This window comes from Kitasatospora sp. NPDC059146 (assembly GCF_042786665.1).
In the GTDB taxonomy this organism is placed as follows: domain Bacteria; phylum Actinomycetota; class Actinomycetes; order Streptomycetales; family Streptomycetaceae; genus Kitasatospora.
Map to the genome: position 1 here is coordinate 87,986 of NZ_JBHZCY010000020.1, position 14,082 is coordinate 102,067.

Annotated in this window: 14 protein-coding genes, 1 pseudogene and 1 riboswitch; of the genes and pseudogenes, 5 read left to right on the plus strand and 10 right to left on the minus strand. The window is 74.0% G+C overall.

The window, feature by feature from the left end:
- Window positions 1–102 precede the first annotated feature (102 nt).
- Window positions 103–393, plus strand: coding sequence for a hypothetical protein (locus tag ACFXPX_RS12085; protein ID WP_380531390.1), 291 nt, complete (start codon window positions 103–105; stop codon window positions 391–393).
- Between the two features lie 122 nt (window positions 394–515).
- Here ACFXPX_RS12085 and ACFXPX_RS12090 read toward each other — a convergent pair.
- Window positions 516–722: pseudogene (locus tag ACFXPX_RS12090) on the minus strand (transcriptional regulator); the annotation flags it as partial.
- An 87-nt stretch (window positions 723–809) separates the two neighbouring features.
- Between ACFXPX_RS12090 and ACFXPX_RS12095 the strand changes: the two are divergent.
- Window positions 810–1,547, plus strand: coding sequence for a VOC family protein (locus ACFXPX_RS12095; RefSeq protein ID WP_380640868.1), 738 nt, complete (start codon window positions 810–812; stop codon window positions 1,545–1,547).
- A gap of 184 nt (window positions 1,548–1,731) precedes the next feature.
- Window positions 1,732–2,001 (plus strand): hypothetical protein, encoded by a 270-nt coding sequence (locus ACFXPX_RS12100; RefSeq protein WP_360232567.1) that lies wholly within the window; start codon window positions 1,732–1,734, stop codon window positions 1,999–2,001.
- A gap of 87 nt (window positions 2,002–2,088) precedes the next feature.
- On the opposite strand, the gene ACFXPX_RS12105 is transcribed toward ACFXPX_RS12100, so the two are convergent.
- The 7 genes from ACFXPX_RS12105 to ACFXPX_RS12135 form a co-directional block, all read right to left on the minus strand.
- Complete coding sequence (locus ACFXPX_RS12105) at window positions 2,089–5,025, minus strand: poly(A) polymerase (RefSeq protein WP_380640870.1); 2,937 nt, start codon at window positions 5,023–5,025, stop codon at window positions 2,089–2,091.
- Window positions 5,025–6,857: an RNA ligase family protein gene (locus tag ACFXPX_RS12110; protein WP_380640872.1), complete on the minus strand. Its 1,833-nt coding sequence runs from the start codon at window positions 6,855–6,857 to the stop codon at window positions 5,025–5,027. The genes ACFXPX_RS12105 and ACFXPX_RS12110 overlap by 1 nt, the downstream gene beginning before the upstream one ends.
- Window positions 6,858–7,039: 182 nt before the next feature.
- Window positions 7,040–8,464 carry a M1 family metallopeptidase gene (locus ACFXPX_RS12115; protein WP_380640874.1) on the minus strand — a complete coding sequence of 475 codons (1,425 nt, stop codon included), beginning with the start codon at window positions 8,462–8,464 and terminating at the stop codon, window positions 7,040–7,042.
- 152 nt (window positions 8,465–8,616) lie between these two features.
- Window positions 8,617–9,888 carry a hydroxymethylcytosylglucuronate/cytosylglucuronate synthase gene (locus ACFXPX_RS12120; protein WP_380640876.1) on the minus strand — a complete coding sequence of 424 codons (1,272 nt, stop codon included), beginning with the start codon at window positions 9,886–9,888 and terminating at the stop codon, window positions 8,617–8,619.
- 201 nt (window positions 9,889–10,089) lie between these two features.
- Window positions 10,090–10,494, minus strand: coding sequence for an ArsR/SmtB family transcription factor (locus tag ACFXPX_RS12125; protein WP_380640878.1), 405 nt, complete (start codon window positions 10,492–10,494; stop codon window positions 10,090–10,092).
- Complete coding sequence (locus ACFXPX_RS12130; RefSeq protein ID WP_380398667.1) at window positions 10,491–10,937, minus strand: SRPBCC domain-containing protein; 447 nt, start codon at window positions 10,935–10,937, stop codon at window positions 10,491–10,493. Before ACFXPX_RS12130 ends, ACFXPX_RS12125 begins: the two co-directional genes overlap by 4 nt.
- A gap of 137 nt (window positions 10,938–11,074) precedes the next feature.
- A complete protein-coding gene (locus tag ACFXPX_RS12135) occupies window positions 11,075–11,332 on the minus strand; it encodes a hypothetical protein (protein ID WP_380640880.1) in 258 nt (85 codons plus the stop codon).
- Between the two features lie 257 nt (window positions 11,333–11,589).
- Here ACFXPX_RS12135 and ACFXPX_RS12140 point away from each other — a divergent pair, with 257 nt between their 5' ends.
- The gene (locus tag ACFXPX_RS12140; protein ID WP_380640882.1) at window positions 11,590–11,985 is read left to right on the plus strand and encodes a hypothetical protein; all 396 of its coding nucleotides are present in this window, start codon (window positions 11,590–11,592) and stop codon (window positions 11,983–11,985) included.
- A gap of 102 nt (window positions 11,986–12,087) precedes the next feature.
- Here ACFXPX_RS12140 and ACFXPX_RS12145 read toward each other — a convergent pair whose 3' ends face one another.
- Together ACFXPX_RS12145 and ACFXPX_RS12150 are read right to left on the minus strand one after the other, a co-directional pair.
- A complete protein-coding gene (locus ACFXPX_RS12145; protein WP_380531422.1) occupies window positions 12,088–12,543 on the minus strand; it encodes a MarR family winged helix-turn-helix transcriptional regulator in 456 nt (151 codons plus the stop codon).
- Between the two features lie 8 nt (window positions 12,544–12,551).
- The gene (locus tag ACFXPX_RS12150) at window positions 12,552–12,845 is read right to left on the minus strand and encodes a transporter suffix domain-containing protein (protein ID WP_380531425.1); all 294 of its coding nucleotides are present in this window, start codon (window positions 12,843–12,845) and stop codon (window positions 12,552–12,554) included.
- Between the two features lie 117 nt (window positions 12,846–12,962).
- Window positions 12,963–13,105: riboswitch (SAM riboswitch) on the plus strand.
- Between the two features lie 199 nt (window positions 13,106–13,304).
- On the opposite strand from ACFXPX_RS12150, the gene ACFXPX_RS12155 reads away from it, so the two are divergent.
- Window positions 13,305–14,018, plus strand: coding sequence for an IclR family transcriptional regulator (locus tag ACFXPX_RS12155; RefSeq protein ID WP_380398676.1), 714 nt, complete (start codon window positions 13,305–13,307; stop codon window positions 14,016–14,018).
- Window positions 14,019–14,082: the final 64 nt, after the last annotated feature.

Consider the following 14,082-nt stretch of genomic DNA (forward strand, 5'->3'; position numbering starts at 1 on the left):
GGCGACGTCGAGTTCCTGACCGCCCGGCTCGCACACCCAGAGGTACGTTCCAGCGGTAGTGCTGGAACGAACCGTCGGTTCGCGGTCGGCAATAATGCCCTGGTGAAGACCTGGACGGACCGTCTCCCGCAGATACCCTTCCCCTACCACGCGCTGCCGCCGGACGGTCCCTGGCTGACCCAGGAGGAGACGGCGTCCTACCTCGGTGTCGGGGAGTACCACCTGAACACGTTGACGTGCGTCACCCACCGGATCGACATGGTCCGCACCACCACCGACAAGAAGTTCGCCTGCACGCGTGCCAGCGTCGAGGCCGAGAAGGAGTGGCGCGACACCGCCAAGCCCTGGCGGAAGATCCTGCGCCTGCTCCGGGACAGCCTCAAGCAGTTCTGAGGACGGCCTCGCCGAGGCGGCCAGCTTCCGCCTGGTCAAGTGATGCCTGGCCGTGCCCGGTTGTGGGCCGTGGGCGGGGTGCGGCGTCGGGGGCGTCAGCGGCGGGGGAGTTCGGCGGTTCGGACGGGGCTGTCGACCAGGCTGCGGCTGACGGCGCCGACGGCGGCCGCGCCCTCGGGGGTGCCGGAGAGGTCCGACTCGCGGAAGCTCCAGCCCTCCTCGGAGGAGACCTGCCACCAGCGCTCGCGTCCGTCGCCGCTCCGGGTGGCCGCCTCGGTGGCGAAGCCGTGCTCGGCGAGCTTGCGCAGGTGGTAGCTGACCAGGGAGGGCGGATCCGAAAGGAATGTTGCGCAATGAAAAACTGCGCAATGAATATTTCTGATCTTTCCGGAGCGGGGCCTTCTAGGATCTTCGCCATGGCGACGAGACTCGTGCAGATCAACATGAAGGCCCGGGACGATGCGGCGCTCGGCCGGTTCTGGGCGGAGGCGCTCGGCTGGGGCATCGACAGCGAGGCGCCCGGCGTGACTAACCTCGAACCCGTGGGCTTCGCCTATCCCGACCCGGCGGCGGTCTGCATCGACCTGGTCGTCAGCGAGGAACCCAAGACGGTGAAGAACCGGGTCCACCTCGACCTGGCCACCACCTCGGCCGCCCACCAGGCGGAACTGGTGGCGCGCTTGAAGGGCCTCGGTGCCACGCTCGCGGACGTGGGGCAGGGTGACGTGCCCTGGATGGTCATGGCCGATCCGGAGGGCAACGAGTTCTGCGTCCTGGAGCCCCGCGAGGTGTACCGGGACACCGGGCCGGTCGCCGCGGTGGTGGTCGACTGCGCCGACCCGCGAGGAATGGCCGGGTTCTGGGGGGAAGCGATGGACTGGACGGTGCACGAGGTCGCCGACGGTTTCGCGTCGATGCGTTCCGCCCGGGGGGTCGGCCCGTACCTGGAGTTCATCCGCACGTCCGATGCCAAGAGCGGGTGGAATCGCGTCCATCTCGACGTCAGCCCCTACCGCGGGGACGACCCGGCGGCGGAGGAGGCCCGGCTGCGCGCCCTCGGTGCCACCGACCCCGGGATCGACCAGTCCTCGATCTCCTGGAGGATCCTGGTCGACCCGGAGGGCAACGAGTTCTGCCTGCTCAGTCCGCGCTGAGGCGCGGTGGGGGTGCCGGTCGTACTCGGGCCGCCGGCCGGCAGCAGGGGGCCGGGTGACGGGGCCGGGCGGTGGACGGTTCACCCCCGATTGGATTGACGCGAACATGACGTGCGTCGTTGTCGGGCCCGGAACCGCGGTGCCAGGATCGGCGCACTGTCCGTACGAACCAATGGGAGAACCCATGAGGATGCGTACCGCTCTTCCCGTCGCCCTGCTCACCGCGGTCGGCCTGTTCGCCGGCGTCAACACCGCCACGGCGGCGGGCGGCGGCTACCCCGGCTTCCAGTGCTTCAAGACCGCCGACCGCGACGTGTACTGCAGCGACGCCAAGGTCAAGAACCACGCCACGGGCGCCGCCTGGATCGCGTCCTGCCCGGCCGACGTCGTCGCGCACATCAGCGGCAAGCCGTACATCGCGGCCTCGCGCCCCGCCTCGGCGCACAGCTGTTGATCCTCCGCAGGAGCTGACGAGCCCGCCCGGTGGACATCCGCCGGGCGGGTTCGGTCGTCTCCGGGCTCGGTGGCCCCGGGGGCCGGGTCAGCGGGTGAGGGTCGGGACGGCGCCGCCCTCGACGTGGTCGACCCGCACGCCCGGCAGGCCGCGGGACCAGGCGGCGGCCACCGCGGCGAGCTCGGCGCGGGGGAGCGGGGCGGGGCCGAGGCCGATCGGGAAATGGGTGCGGCCGTCGCCGGTCCGGTACGGCTGGGGCCAGGCGTGGAGCCCGGTGGCACCGGCCTCCTCCAGGGCGGTGAGGAGGCTGCGGAGGCGGCCGCGCGCCGGGCCGACGGACTCCTGGTCGGCGGAGACCACGGCCCAGGCGGCGTGGCGGCGGTGCAGCGGGGGCGGGGTGAGCAGGGCGGGCCAGGGGTCGGGGTCGGTGGTGGTGAGTTCCCAGGCGCGGTAGAGCTCCTCGGTGAGTTGGTCCCTGGTGTCCGGTCCCACCTGGGTGGTGCAGCTGCGGACGGGGGTGGAGGGGGTGAGCACGGTCAGCGGGCCCCCGGCTGGTCCGGAGCCGGAACTCCCGGGGGTTTCCCTGGCGGTGGCCTCCGCGGTGGCCTCCGCGGTGGCGGGTTCTGCGGTGAGGGTGACGGGTTGGCGCCAGTCCCAGGAGGCCCAGGTCTCGGTGAAGCGCTGGAACAGGTCGTCCTCGGGAGTGTCCGGCAGGTCGAGGACGGTCCGGGCGGCGAGCACCGACCAGGCCAGCGAGGGCAGTTGGCCGAACGGCGCGCCGTCCAGGCCGCGGGCCCGGGCCCAGGACTTGACCTGCCGGGCCAGTCGGACGAACCGCGGCCGTTGCTCGCCGAGCGCGGAGCGGATCGCCTCGGCGTCGGTGACCGCGCTCAGCGCGACGGCCGCCGCCTCGCCCAGCTCGGTGCGCCGGGCGACCGCCTCGGCGGGGTCGAGGGTGCCGGTGAACACCACGACGAGGTCGACGGTCAGCCCGTCCGCCTCCAGCCGCAGCCCCGGCACCCGGGCGCCGCGCACCTCGCGGAGCCGACGGGCCTGCGGCATGGCCGTCGCCACCCGGGCCAGCACCCCGGGAAGGTCCGCCGGGCCGGGCAGCGCCGCCACCAGGTCCAGGTCGCCGCCGTCCAGCTGGCAGCCGAGCCGCCGCGAGCCGACCTGGTGGACGACCCCCCCGGGCAGCGCGGCGGTCAGTCGGCGGGCCAACTCGTCCGCGACGGCGGTGCGTTGCGAGGGCTCGGGGTGGAGAGACACCGTCGGCTCCGCCGGGAGCACCCGCACCTGGCCCGTTCCCAGGGTGACCACCGCGCGCGGGCGCATCGGCTCCTCGCCCCGGCGGGACAGCACCACCAGCTCACCGACCAGGGCGTCCGTCCCGCGCAGCCGGGCGGCGCAGTCGGCGGCCACCCGCTGGGGGTCGTCGCTGCGCCCGAGGCTCAGGTGCGGGGTGTACCCCTCGGCGCGGCCCCGGCAGCGGGGGAACCGGCCTTCGAGGGCGTGCCGCAGTGCCGCCCAGGCTTCGGCCGCAGTGGCGGCCGGGTCCAGCCAGATCGTCGCGTCCTCGCGGTGGCCGAAGGTGTGCACGCCCTCCAGCCGGGCGGTGAAGGGGGCCACCTCGGCGGCGGCCGCGCCGAGCAGCGGCAGCGCGCGGTCGAACGCGGACTCCGGCACGAAGCCGAACAGCAGATTGACGTGCGGGGGCCAGCGGCGCAGCTGCGGGTCGTACGCGGCGCGCAGTTCCTGGATGGGCGGCCACAGCTCCTCGGGCGGGAGCCAGGCGACGGCCGTCCGGGCGGTGGGCGCGGCGTCCAGGGAGTCCGGGGAGGCGGCACCGTCGAGGGCGAGGGCGAAGTCGACGACCAGGCCGTAGTGGTCGGAGGGGTGGAGGCCGTCGGCGGTGGGCCGGTCGCCGAGCAGGGCGGCGGCGGTGACAGCGGCCCGGTCGGCGCGGTACAGGACGCGGTCGATCCGGCCCGGGCGGCCGGTGAGGGAGGAGACGGCGGCGAGCGGGTTGACGGTCGGGTCGAAGGTGGGGGTGTCGTCGCCCCGGCCGTGCACCTGGGTCCAGGCGTCCCGGAGGCCGAGTGCGGCGGCGGGGCCGTCCGGTCCGGAGCGGGCGTCGTTGAAGTCGCCGAGCAGCAGCAGTTCTCCTTCGACACTGGCCAGGCCCTCGGCCAGCCGGGTGAGTTCGGCCTGGCGGCGGGCCGGGCCGTCCGTCGAGTGGTCGCTGCTGAGGTGGACGGCGGCGACGGTCAGCGGCGCGTCGGCGGCCCGGACGGTGACGGCCGTGACGGCCTTGTGCGGGCCCAGCGCGTGCCGGCCGGCCTCCAGGACGGGGAGACGGCTGAGCACCAGCAGGCCGTACTCGGGCACGTCGCGGCCGGAGGGGTCGGTGCCGAGGACGTAGCGCTCCCGGACCCAGGGCTCCGCCAGCAGCTGGACGACCAGGGCGGGCTCGACCTCCTGGAGCGCGATGACGTCGGCGTCGGCGGCCGCCAGCTCGGCGAGCAGCAGCGGTCGGCGGCGGGCGGTGGCGATCCGGTCGGCGTCGTAGCGGTCCCACAGGGTGTTCCAGGTGACCACGCGCAGGGTGCCGGTGGCGGTGGGAATGTCTGTGGTGGTGGTGGTGGTGGCGGCGGCGGCGGCGGTCGGGCCGGTTCCGCCCGTGGTGCCGTCCGCGGTGTGGTGAGGCTGCCAGCCGCCGTCCGGCCGCCAGGCGTACGGGGTGGTGGCGGTGAAGAAGGGCGCGGGCAGGTGGCGCGGTTCGGCGCGGTGCCCGGCCTCGGTGGTGTCGAGCTCGTCCACGCCGGTGGAGCGGTCCCACACCACGACGCCGTCGGCCTCGACCTGGTACACCCGGTGCCAGGGGATCTCGCCGGACGCCAGGAAGGCCTCCAACGGGACGCGCGCGATGCGGTCGTCGCGCTGGCGCACGCCCAGGGTGAACCGGGCCGGGTCGAAGCGGGCGTCCCAGCGGATCCGCTGGCAGACCTGTTCGATGGGGCGCATCAGTCCTCCTCGGAGTCGAGCGTGCCCGCCGTGTCCTCCACGGTGCCACCGGGGCCGACGTACCAGGTGCGGTGCGCCTGGCCGGGGTAGGGCGGGTTGAAGCGGTGCAGTTGGGCGGAGAGCACCTCGGGCGGTACCGGGTGCGGGCGGACGGCGTTGCGGCGCAGCAGTTCCTGCTCACCGACCAGCAGCACCACCTGGGTGACCAGGGCGTCACGGCGCCGGGCGGTGCCGTGGACGTGGGAGCGCTGCTCGCGGTTGAGCGAGGTGGCGTCCCAGACCACGGTGGCGGCCCGGTCGGCCAGGGCGGAGTCCAGTCGGGCCATGGCGGTACGCAGCACCTCGGGGTTGTTGCGCTGGTCGGCGCGCGAGCCGCGGGCGGCGCGCAGGTCGTCCAGACTGATCCGGGCCGAGACGGCGGGCAGGGCGGCCGCGAAGGTGCTCTTGCCGCTGCCGGACGGGCCGCTCAGGTGGACCAGCCGCGGGAAGCGGCCGTCGCGCCAGCGCCAGGTCGCGGCCACCGCCTCCTCGACGGTGCTGATCCGGCCGAGGGCGTAGGCCTCGCGGGCCTGGGCCCAGCAGCGGTCGGCGGCGTCGGGGCCGTTGGGACTGTCGGCGGCGAGGTCGGCGAGGGCCTCGCGCAGGCCGGTGCGCAGCCAGGCCAGCGGGTCGGGGTCGAGCAGTCCGGCGTCCTCGGCGTGCAGGGCCGACCAGGCGACCTGCTCGCGCTCGGCGGGCCCGGGAGCGGTGGCCGCGGCCACCGCGTGCAGCACCCCGAGGTCAGCGGCGCTCGCGAGCCGGACCAGCCCGGCGCGGCGCTCGGTGTCCGGGTACGGCTGCTGGAGGCCGGGGTGCAGTCCGACCAGGTCGGCGACCCGGCGGGCCAGGGGCAGGCCCAGGCGGTCGGCGAGCCGGGGTGCGAGCGACTCCCGGCGGGCGGAGCGCAGCGCGGTGGCCAGCACGCCGGCCAGGCGGGCGTCGCCGGTGCGGCCGAGCTCGTCGAGGCGGGCGGAGACGTCGGCCAGCTCCTCCGACCGGCGGTCGGGGCCGGGTGCGGTCGGGGCTCCGGGCACGGGTGCGGGTGTGGGTGAGGGTGCGGGTGCGGGTGTGCGGGAGCTCACGGGCGCAGTGGTGAGTTCGGGCAGGTCCAAGGCCTCGGCCAGCAGTGGGAGTTCGGGCAGTCGGCCGGACCGGATGTCCCAGAGCGGGGCGTCGGGACCGAGGCCGTTCTCCACCACGGCGGCGTACATCCAGTGGGTGTCGGTCCGTACGTGCTGCGGGCGGACCCACTTGGCGACCCGCACGCCGAACTCGCCCCGGGGGAAGCCCCGGACGGTCCGGACCACGTAGCCCTCCTGGCGGTCGAGGTCCAGGCGCAGGGCGCGCAGGGCCCGTTCGTCGAAGCGGCCGCGCCAGAGCACCCGGGGTGTGGGGATGCCGAGGCGGCGCAGGAAACGCACGGTGGCGTCCCAGTCGAGGCACTCGTCCCGGTCCGTCCAGACCGAGAAGCCGTAGAACCAGCTGTCCAGGTCGGTGTACGGGATGGAGTGCCGGGCGAACAGGTTCTCGCCGCAGATCCGCCAGCCGTCCGGGATGCGGGCGCCGACCCGGTTCTGCAGGCCCTTGACCCAGGCGCGGGAGGGGTGGTGGGCGGAGTCCAGCGAGCGGGCGTGCAGCCCGTCGGGGTAGAGGGTGGTGTTCTCGCCGTCCAGCTTCTCGGTGACCACGACCTCCGCCCCGGCTAGGGCGGAGACGTCCCCGGTCCGTACGTCGTCCGCCGCAGCCCCCGGTGACCAGGGGAGATGCGGCGTCCGGGGGTAGTGCACACGCATGCTCGGCTCCCTGAACGTCCTTGATCCGGCGGCCACTGTAGGAGCCGCTGGGACGGGAGGGCCACCGATTAAAGCTGCTGGTGGGGGCTTTGACGGGACTGCTGCCGGGGGTTCGGTCGGGTGCGGGAACGGGAGGGTGCGGGAACGGGAGGGGCCGGGAGGTGGCCGGTGCGGGTCGGGGATCAGTCGATGCGGTGCTCCTGCCAGAAGGGCGTCAGGTCGACGGACGTCGCGGCCTGGGCGGCGGCCTTGAACTCGGCGGTGGTGGAGACGCCGAACCAGTGGGCGCGGACGTAGTCGTGCAGCAGCGCGGACATCGTGTCCGTGCCGATCAGCCGGCGCAGTTCGTGCAGGGCGCAGGAGCCGTGGTCGTAGATGACCGCCTCGTAGCGGTCGGGGTGGGTGTCCCAGTAGCTCATCGGATTGGTGAGGCGTTCGGCCGGGCTCCGGAAGGGAGTCGCGGCGGTGCAGCCCTCCTTCGTCCGGCCCATCTCGACGTCCATGGCGTACTCGGCGAAGGACTCGTCCAGCCAGGGTGCGCGGTACTGGTCGTCGCCGACGATGCCGTACCACCACTGGTGCGCCAGCTCGTGGATGACGGCGGAGGGTCGGATCCGGTCGAGGACGAAGGCCGGGTACTCCATGCCGCCGAACTCGAAGGCGTCGTCGAGGACGGTGGCGACGTCCCCGTACGGGTAGGGGCCGTAGCGGGCGGAGTGGTCGTCGATGGTCCGCAGGGAGAGGTCCAGCATCGCGCGGGCGTCCTCGGCGGAGACGCTGCTGACCGAGTAGACGGCGACCCGGACGCCGTCGCCGGACCGGCCCTCGATCCGGTGGAAGGGCCCGGCGGCCCAGGCGAACTCGCGGACCTGCCGGGCGCCGATCCGGGTGACCGTGCGGCCCGGGCCGCCGGGGGTGTCGACGGCGGTGCCGGTGGCGGGCACCAGGACCTCGGTGGGGTGGTCGAGGGTGACGGCGAAGTCGGAGGCGAGGCCGTAGAACGACTCGCCGAGCTCGCTGTACGGGTCCAGGTGCCAGCCCGATCCGTCGTGGACGGCGAGGACGGGCAGGGCGTTGCCGATGAAGCTGAACGCGCCGTCCCGGCCGAAGCGGTCGAGGCCGTCGGGGACGTCGACGCCGAGGTCGAACTCGACCGTGTCGGAGGCGCCCTGGTGCAGCGGGTGGGCCAACGGGACGCGCAGCGCGGTGCAGTCGACCTCCGCGGTGCCGTCCAGACCGGTCACCCGGACGGACGGGGTCGCGCAGCCGCCGCGGAAGTTGTCCCAGAGGCGCAGGTAGACCTCGTGCAGGGGCTCGGGCGAGGTGTTGGTGAAGACGATCCGCTCGTGGCCGCGCCAGTGAGCTCCGGTGGCGTCGCTTCTCAACTCCACGGTGTAGGCGGGGGCGCCGGGGGTGCGGGTCGGGTCGGAGGGGGCGCGGCCGGGTGGCGCGGCGCCCACCGAGAGGAGCACGGTGAGGACGGCGATCAGGGGGAGGAGGCGCCGTGCGCGGGAGGGCGCACCGGGCCGGTCGAGGAGTCGTTGGACGGTGGTGGTGAACCGGGCGGACGTGACCGGCCGGAAGGGTGGGCCGGTGGACTTCATCATGGAGGACCTCGGAAACCTCGGGGACGTCGGAAGCAGGGCCGCAGGCGTGGGTGCCGGAGGGGTGGTCGGCGCGTCGCCGGCACCGAGCCTGAGAACGGCCCCCACCGGCCCGGGGACACGCGGCAGCCCTCCGTCGGGGTGATCCGGCCTGGTCAGCGGAGTGGCTGGTCGGCTTCCGGGGACTCGGCCAGTAGCCGCAGCAGCGCGTCGGCGACCTGGGCCGCACCGGCCGTGCCGACCGCGCTCGTCAACGCCGTCCAGTCCGGGGCGGGAGGAGTGGTGGCAGCCACGGAGGCCAACTGTCTGAGCTTCTCGACCAGGCCTTCCCGTACGGCCGCGGCCGTACGGTGGCGGCCGAGGTCGGCGGCGCGGGCGATGCCGCCGTGGATCAGGTCGAGGGCCTTGCCCGCGCCGTGGGCGCGCAGGGCCAGTGCCTCCTCCTCGTCGAACACCTCCGGTGGCCAGCGCAGGCGGACGTCGGCGCCGAGTACCCGGCTGTGGAAGCGGCCGTTGAAGATCTGGCTGAGGTTCTGCGGCGGCAGGCAGAGCGTGGGGGTGCCGAGCTGCCCGGCCTCCAGGAGGGTGGTCAGCCCGGGGGAGGTGAGCAGGACGTCGCAGTCGGCGAGGCGGTGCAGGAAGTCCTGGTGGCGGAGGGCGCCGACGGTGGTCACGGGCGGGTGGGCGCAGGAGTCGACCAACTGCGCGGCCAGCCAGGCCGGCAGGTTGCCCGCGATGTGCACCTCGGTGACCCCGCTCGCGGTCAGTGCCTCCAGCGCGGCGGGCAGCACGAGCTGGGGATAGCTCGCCCAGTCCGTGAGGTGGGGCGCGCGCAGCCCGCCGAGGTTGAGCAGGGCGCGCCGAGGGTGGGGCGTGGGAGGGCTGCTGCGGACGGTGCCGCCGTCGGCGATCACGGCGTCCACCCAGCGCAGCCGGTGCACGTCGGCCAGCACCCCGGCGCCCTCCGGCGGCAGTTCCACGCACCGCTGGGCGCAGTACACCTCGGCGTCCAGCGGGAGGTCGGGCCGGTCGCCGTCCGTCCAGAGGAACGGCAGGCTGTCCACGAACACCACCGGCACCCCGCAGGCCCGCAACGCCTTCGCCAGCACGCCGTCCAGTACCACCAGTGCCGCCTCCACCCGCTGCGCCCGGACGATCCGGTCCAGCTCCTGGTCGGACCGCTCGTCCGGGAGGTCGAACCAGCGCTCCACCGGCTGTTCGGCGAGCAGCGGTCTGCCCAACCCGGAGGCGAGGCCGATGAATCTCAGCCGCCTGCTGCTGTGGGCCCGGAGGGCGGACAGGACCGCGCTCAACTTCCCCGAACTGCCCCAGCCGCACTCGACCCCGGCCACGGCGACCGTCGTGGTGCCCGCCGTCGTGCCCGCCGTCGTGGTCCCTGCCGTCGTGATCCCCGTCCTCGCCCGCATCCGTGTCAACTCCCCCGCCCGTACCGGATCTTCTGTCGCTCCGCATTCGTACCAGGCCCTCGGAGAAGGGGCGGTTCGACTACCTACGGAAAAGCGAGACCTAACCACCCCGAAAGGTGAAGTTCCCGCTCGGTGCATTGACGGACGGACGGAGGGGCGGAGGGATGGGCAGGCGGGTGACCGGCCGCACTCAGGCCTAGCTCATGCCCTTCCGTGAGGCTGTTCCGGTGGGCGTGACGCGTGGTCACGCGTGGTCCGGGAGTCGTGCTCCGCGGCCTCGGCGAGGCGCTTGATGTGCGCCAGCCGGCGGTCCCAGTCGGCGGCGAGCGAGGCCATCCAACGCGCCGTGGCGTCGAGCGCCGCGGGCCGCACCGTGTAGCGCACCTCGCGCCCGATGCGGTCGCCGCTCACCAGCCCGGCGGCGTCCAGGACGGCGAGGTGCTTGACCACGGCCTGGCGCGAGACGGGGAGGTGCCGGGCGAGCGTCGTCGCGGTGGCCTCGCCCTGCGCGGCGATCAGTTCGAGCAGCCGGCGTCGCGTCGGGTCGGCCAGGGCCGTGAGGACGGTGTCGACCGCCTCGGCGGCGCCGTGGGGTTCGTCGGTCACGTGGCGGGCTGTTCGGCGCGCGTCCTGAGCGCGTCGAGCTCCTGGCGCCAGCCGCCGGTGTTGTCCTCGACCGCCTTGCCGCGCAGTTCCTCGGAGCCGGCCAGTGCCGCGAAGCCGCTCTCGACCACGCGCAGCCGCGTCCTGCCGTCCTCCGGGGTCAGCGTGAACTCGACGAGGGTGCTGTTGTCCTCGCGCAGTTCCTCGCCGGGGAACGCGCTGGCCCAGCGGTAGGCCAGGTAGGTCGGCGGCTCGACCTTCTCCACGCGTACCGGGAAGTCGCCGTACTCCGGGTTCCTGGCCACCAGCTCCTCGCCCTCCCTGGCCACGGTGCCGGGCAGGCTCGCCTTGTCGGCGACCCAGAAGCCGGGCTCGGCCACCAGGGACCAGACCCGCTCCAGGGGCGCCTCGATCAGGGTCTCGCGTTCGATCCGGTCCTCGCTCATGAGGGGGCTCCTTCGCTTGCGGACAATGGATGCAACTCCAGAGTTGCACGTCGCACCGCCGGGTGCAACCCGAGGGTTGCACCTCGCGAGGGCTCGTCGCGAAGGGGCTCGGCCCTCGCCCTGCCGCGCCCGGCCGGCTACCGCCAGGGGGTGGCCTCCTCGATGGCCGCGAGCAGGCGGGTGTGGACGGCGGTGGCGGCGGCGCGGGTGGCCGGGTCCTGGTCCTTCAGCAACGGGGTGATCAGCTCGGCGGCCGCGGCGAGGACCGGCACGGGCACGGTCGCCTCGCGCAGGTGGAGGAGCTGGGAGGCGGCCCGCTCGCCGGGCGTGGCCTGGGTGCGGGCGTCGGGGATGAGGGCGGTGAGGCCCCGGGGGAGCGGCTGAGTGCTGGTCACCCGCCCCATTCTTCCGTGCCCCGACGGCTGCCGGCCCCATGGCCAGCCCCCATGGCCGGTCGGCACGGCCGGTCGGTGGCGGCCGCGCGGGCAGGCCCCGGTCGAGATAACTCCTCGTCGGGCGAAGCGCTCGATGCCATGCTGTGCGAATGTCTGACGCATCGTATGAAGAGAATGTCGCTCCGATACCCGCCACGGAGGCGGCTCCGCCGGAGCCTGCGCAGGAGCCCCGGCTCCGGCCCTGGAAGGCCCCGGCGGTGTTCGCGGCTGCCGGACTCGTGGTCGGCGCCGGCGCCGTCGGACTGGCCTGGGGCCTGTCCGGACCCGGGGACGACGAGCCCTTCACGCTGGTGGGCCAGGCACGGATCAGCACCTCCGACCCCACCAAGTCGGGTACCTGCAACGGTGCCAGGGGCTTGGACGACGTGGACAAGGACGCCCTGGTGACCGTTCGCGACGCGGCGGGCCGGGTGGTGGCGACCGGCACCCTGGGGCAGGGCGAGTACCACGACTCCGCCTGCCGGTTCCCGATCGTGCTGCCCGACGTGCCGGGCGGTTCGGACTCCTACTCGGTGCAGGTGCTCTGGCACCCGAGGACGAAGGTCACGAACGAAGAGGCGCGGACGGGCGGCCTCGTGATCGATCTCAAGTGATCGGCCTGCACTGATCGGCCCCAAGTGACCGGCGCCAAGTGACCGGCTCCAACTGATCGGTCCCGACTGATCGATCCGGAGTAGCGGCCACGGCGGGTGACGTCAGTCCTCGAACACCCGCCTCAACTTCCCGAGTGCGGACTCGATCTCCGCCATGTCCGCGGCCGAGAGCTTCGCGACGTAGGCGTCGTGGAGCTCCCGCTCGTACCGGAGCACGGCCTGCCGGTAGGCCGCGCCGCGGGCCTCCAGGCGGAGGACGTGGACGCGTCCGTCCTGGGGGCTGCGCTGCCGGGAGAGGTAGCCGTCCTCCTCCAGGCGCGCCAGGTGCTGGCTGACGGCGCCCCTGGACACGCCCAGGCGCTCGGCCAGGTCCTTGGGGGTGATGCCCGGGTCGGCCACGATCCGCCCGAGCACAAGGTGCTGTTGGGCGGTGAGCCCGAAGTCGCCGTAGCGGGGCGCGTGCCGTTCCGAGAGGAGCCACAGGTCCGCGAAGAGCCGGTCGATCCGGGTGATGCGGGCGTGCAGGTCGGCGCTGTCGGGTCTTTCTCCGGTGTCCATCGGGCCCGTCAGTCCGTGGTCGGCGGCTGCTCGGCGGCGCGGCTGCGCCTCCTGAGCCCCAGGCGGGACCGGACCGCCCGGACGGCCTCCTTGCCGACGCCCGCCATGCCGATGAGGGCGCAGGTCTCGGCGACCACGAGCGTCCCGCCGAAGGCGGCGGCCTTGGTGCCGGACTCCAGCGGGAGGAAGAGGATGACGAGGACGGCCACGTAGGTCAGGGCGCTCAGGATGAGGAGCGCGATGCCGATCCTGAACCTGAGCGGCTTCTTCGGGGGTGCTGAGGTCGCCGGGGTCGCAGTCATGGAAATAGTTTAGAAATCTAAATCATCCGTGGTCAAGGACCCCGGTGGGCTCCGGGTCGAGGGGCGGTCGGGAAAGGGTTTGGCGGGGCGGCCGGGAAATCTTGTATGGTTCTTCGCGAATCATCCAGAGGGGTGGAGGGACCGGCCCTACGAAGCCCCGGCAACTCCCCGTTCGACCCGGCGTCCGAAGTACGCGCCGTGCCGTCCGGGGTCAGTGCCAAATCCGGCCTGTCGCCAACGTGGCGCGGGGAAGATGAGGAGACACGGTGCTCTCAGTGCTGTCCTTCGCCCGGGCGCTTCCCGCCCCGGCCCTTTCGCGTACCCGTTTCGTGCTCGGCGCAGGCGATCTGCTGTTCCCGCAGGCCTGTTTCCGCTGACCACCCCGCTCCCACCCCACCGGAGCGCCCGTGAGCCGTACCCACCCGTCGCTCACGGGATCTGAGACTGGAGTACCCGTCCATGGAGAACACGAGCGGCGTCGGCGTGCTCGACAAGATCACCTCGATCCTCGGCACCCTGGAGGCCGGTCCGGCCACCTTGGCTGGGCTGGTCGACGCCACCGGGCTGGCCCGGCCGACCGCCCACCGGATCGCCGTCGCGCTGGAGCACCACCGGCTGCTCGGCCGGGACCTCCAGGGCCGGTTCGTCCTCGGCCCGCGCCTCGCCGAGCTCTCGGCGGCGGCCGGTGAGGACCGCCTGCTGGCCGCGGCGGGCACGGTCCTCACCCACCTGCGCGACGTCACCGGCGAGACCGCCCAGCTGTACCGCCGGCAGGGCGAGGTCCGGATCTGCGTGGCGGCCGCCGAACGCCTCTTCGGCCTGCGGGACACCGTGCCGGTGGGCCTCGCGCTGCCGATGAAGGTCGGGTCCGCTGCCCAGGTCCTGCTGGCCTGGGAGGAGCCCGAGCGGCTCCACCGCGGACTCCAGGGCGCCCGGTTCACCGCCACCGCGCTGAGCGGGGTGCGGCGCCGGGGGTGGGCCCAGTCGATCGGCGAGCGCGAGCCCGGCGTGGCCTCCGTCTCCGCGCCCGTGCGGGGCCCGGCCGGCCGGGTGGTGGCCGCCGTTTCCGTCTCGGGGCCGATCGAACGGCTCAGCCGGCACCCGGGGGCCCGCCTCTCCCAGGCCGTCATCGAGGCGGCGGGCCACCTCACGGACGCGCTGAACCGGCCCTGACCGGGCCGTCGGCTGACGTGGGGTGACCGGCCCGGGGCCCGGCCCGGACCGGACCCGAGCGCTC

Excerpts from the sequence above, each read along its gene's own strand:
- ACFXPX_RS12095 (WP_380640868.1), top strand. The coding sequence starts at position 810 with ATGGCGACGAGACTCGTGCAGATCAACATGAAGGCCCGGGACGATGCG.
- ACFXPX_RS12100 (WP_360232567.1), top strand. The coding sequence starts at position 1,732 with ATGAGGATGCGTACCGCTCTTCCCGTCGCCCTGCTCACCGCGGTCGGC.
- ACFXPX_RS12105 (WP_380640870.1), bottom strand. The coding sequence starts at position 5,025 with ATGCGCCCCATCGAACAGGTCTGCCAGCGGATCCGCTGGGACGCCCGC.
- ACFXPX_RS12110 (WP_380640872.1), bottom strand. The coding sequence starts at position 6,857 with ATGCGTGTGCACTACCCCCGGACGCCGCATCTCCCCTGGTCACCGGGG.
- ACFXPX_RS12115 (WP_380640874.1), bottom strand. The coding sequence starts at position 8,464 with ATGATGAAGTCCACCGGCCCACCCTTCCGGCCGGTCACGTCCGCCCGG.
- ACFXPX_RS12120 (WP_380640876.1), bottom strand. The coding sequence starts at position 9,888 with ATGCGGGCGAGGACGGGGATCACGACGGCAGGGACCACGACGGCGGGC.
- ACFXPX_RS12130 (WP_380398667.1), bottom strand. The coding sequence starts at position 10,937 with ATGAGCGAGGACCGGATCGAACGCGAGACCCTGATCGAGGCGCCCCTG.
- ACFXPX_RS12145 (WP_380531422.1), bottom strand. The coding sequence starts at position 12,543 with ATGGACACCGGAGAAAGACCCGACAGCGCCGACCTGCACGCCCGCATC.
- ACFXPX_RS12150 (WP_380531425.1), bottom strand. The coding sequence starts at position 12,845 with ATGACTGCGACCCCGGCGACCTCAGCACCCCCGAAGAAGCCGCTCAGG.
- ACFXPX_RS12155 (WP_380398676.1), top strand. The coding sequence starts at position 13,305 with ATGGAGAACACGAGCGGCGTCGGCGTGCTCGACAAGATCACCTCGATC.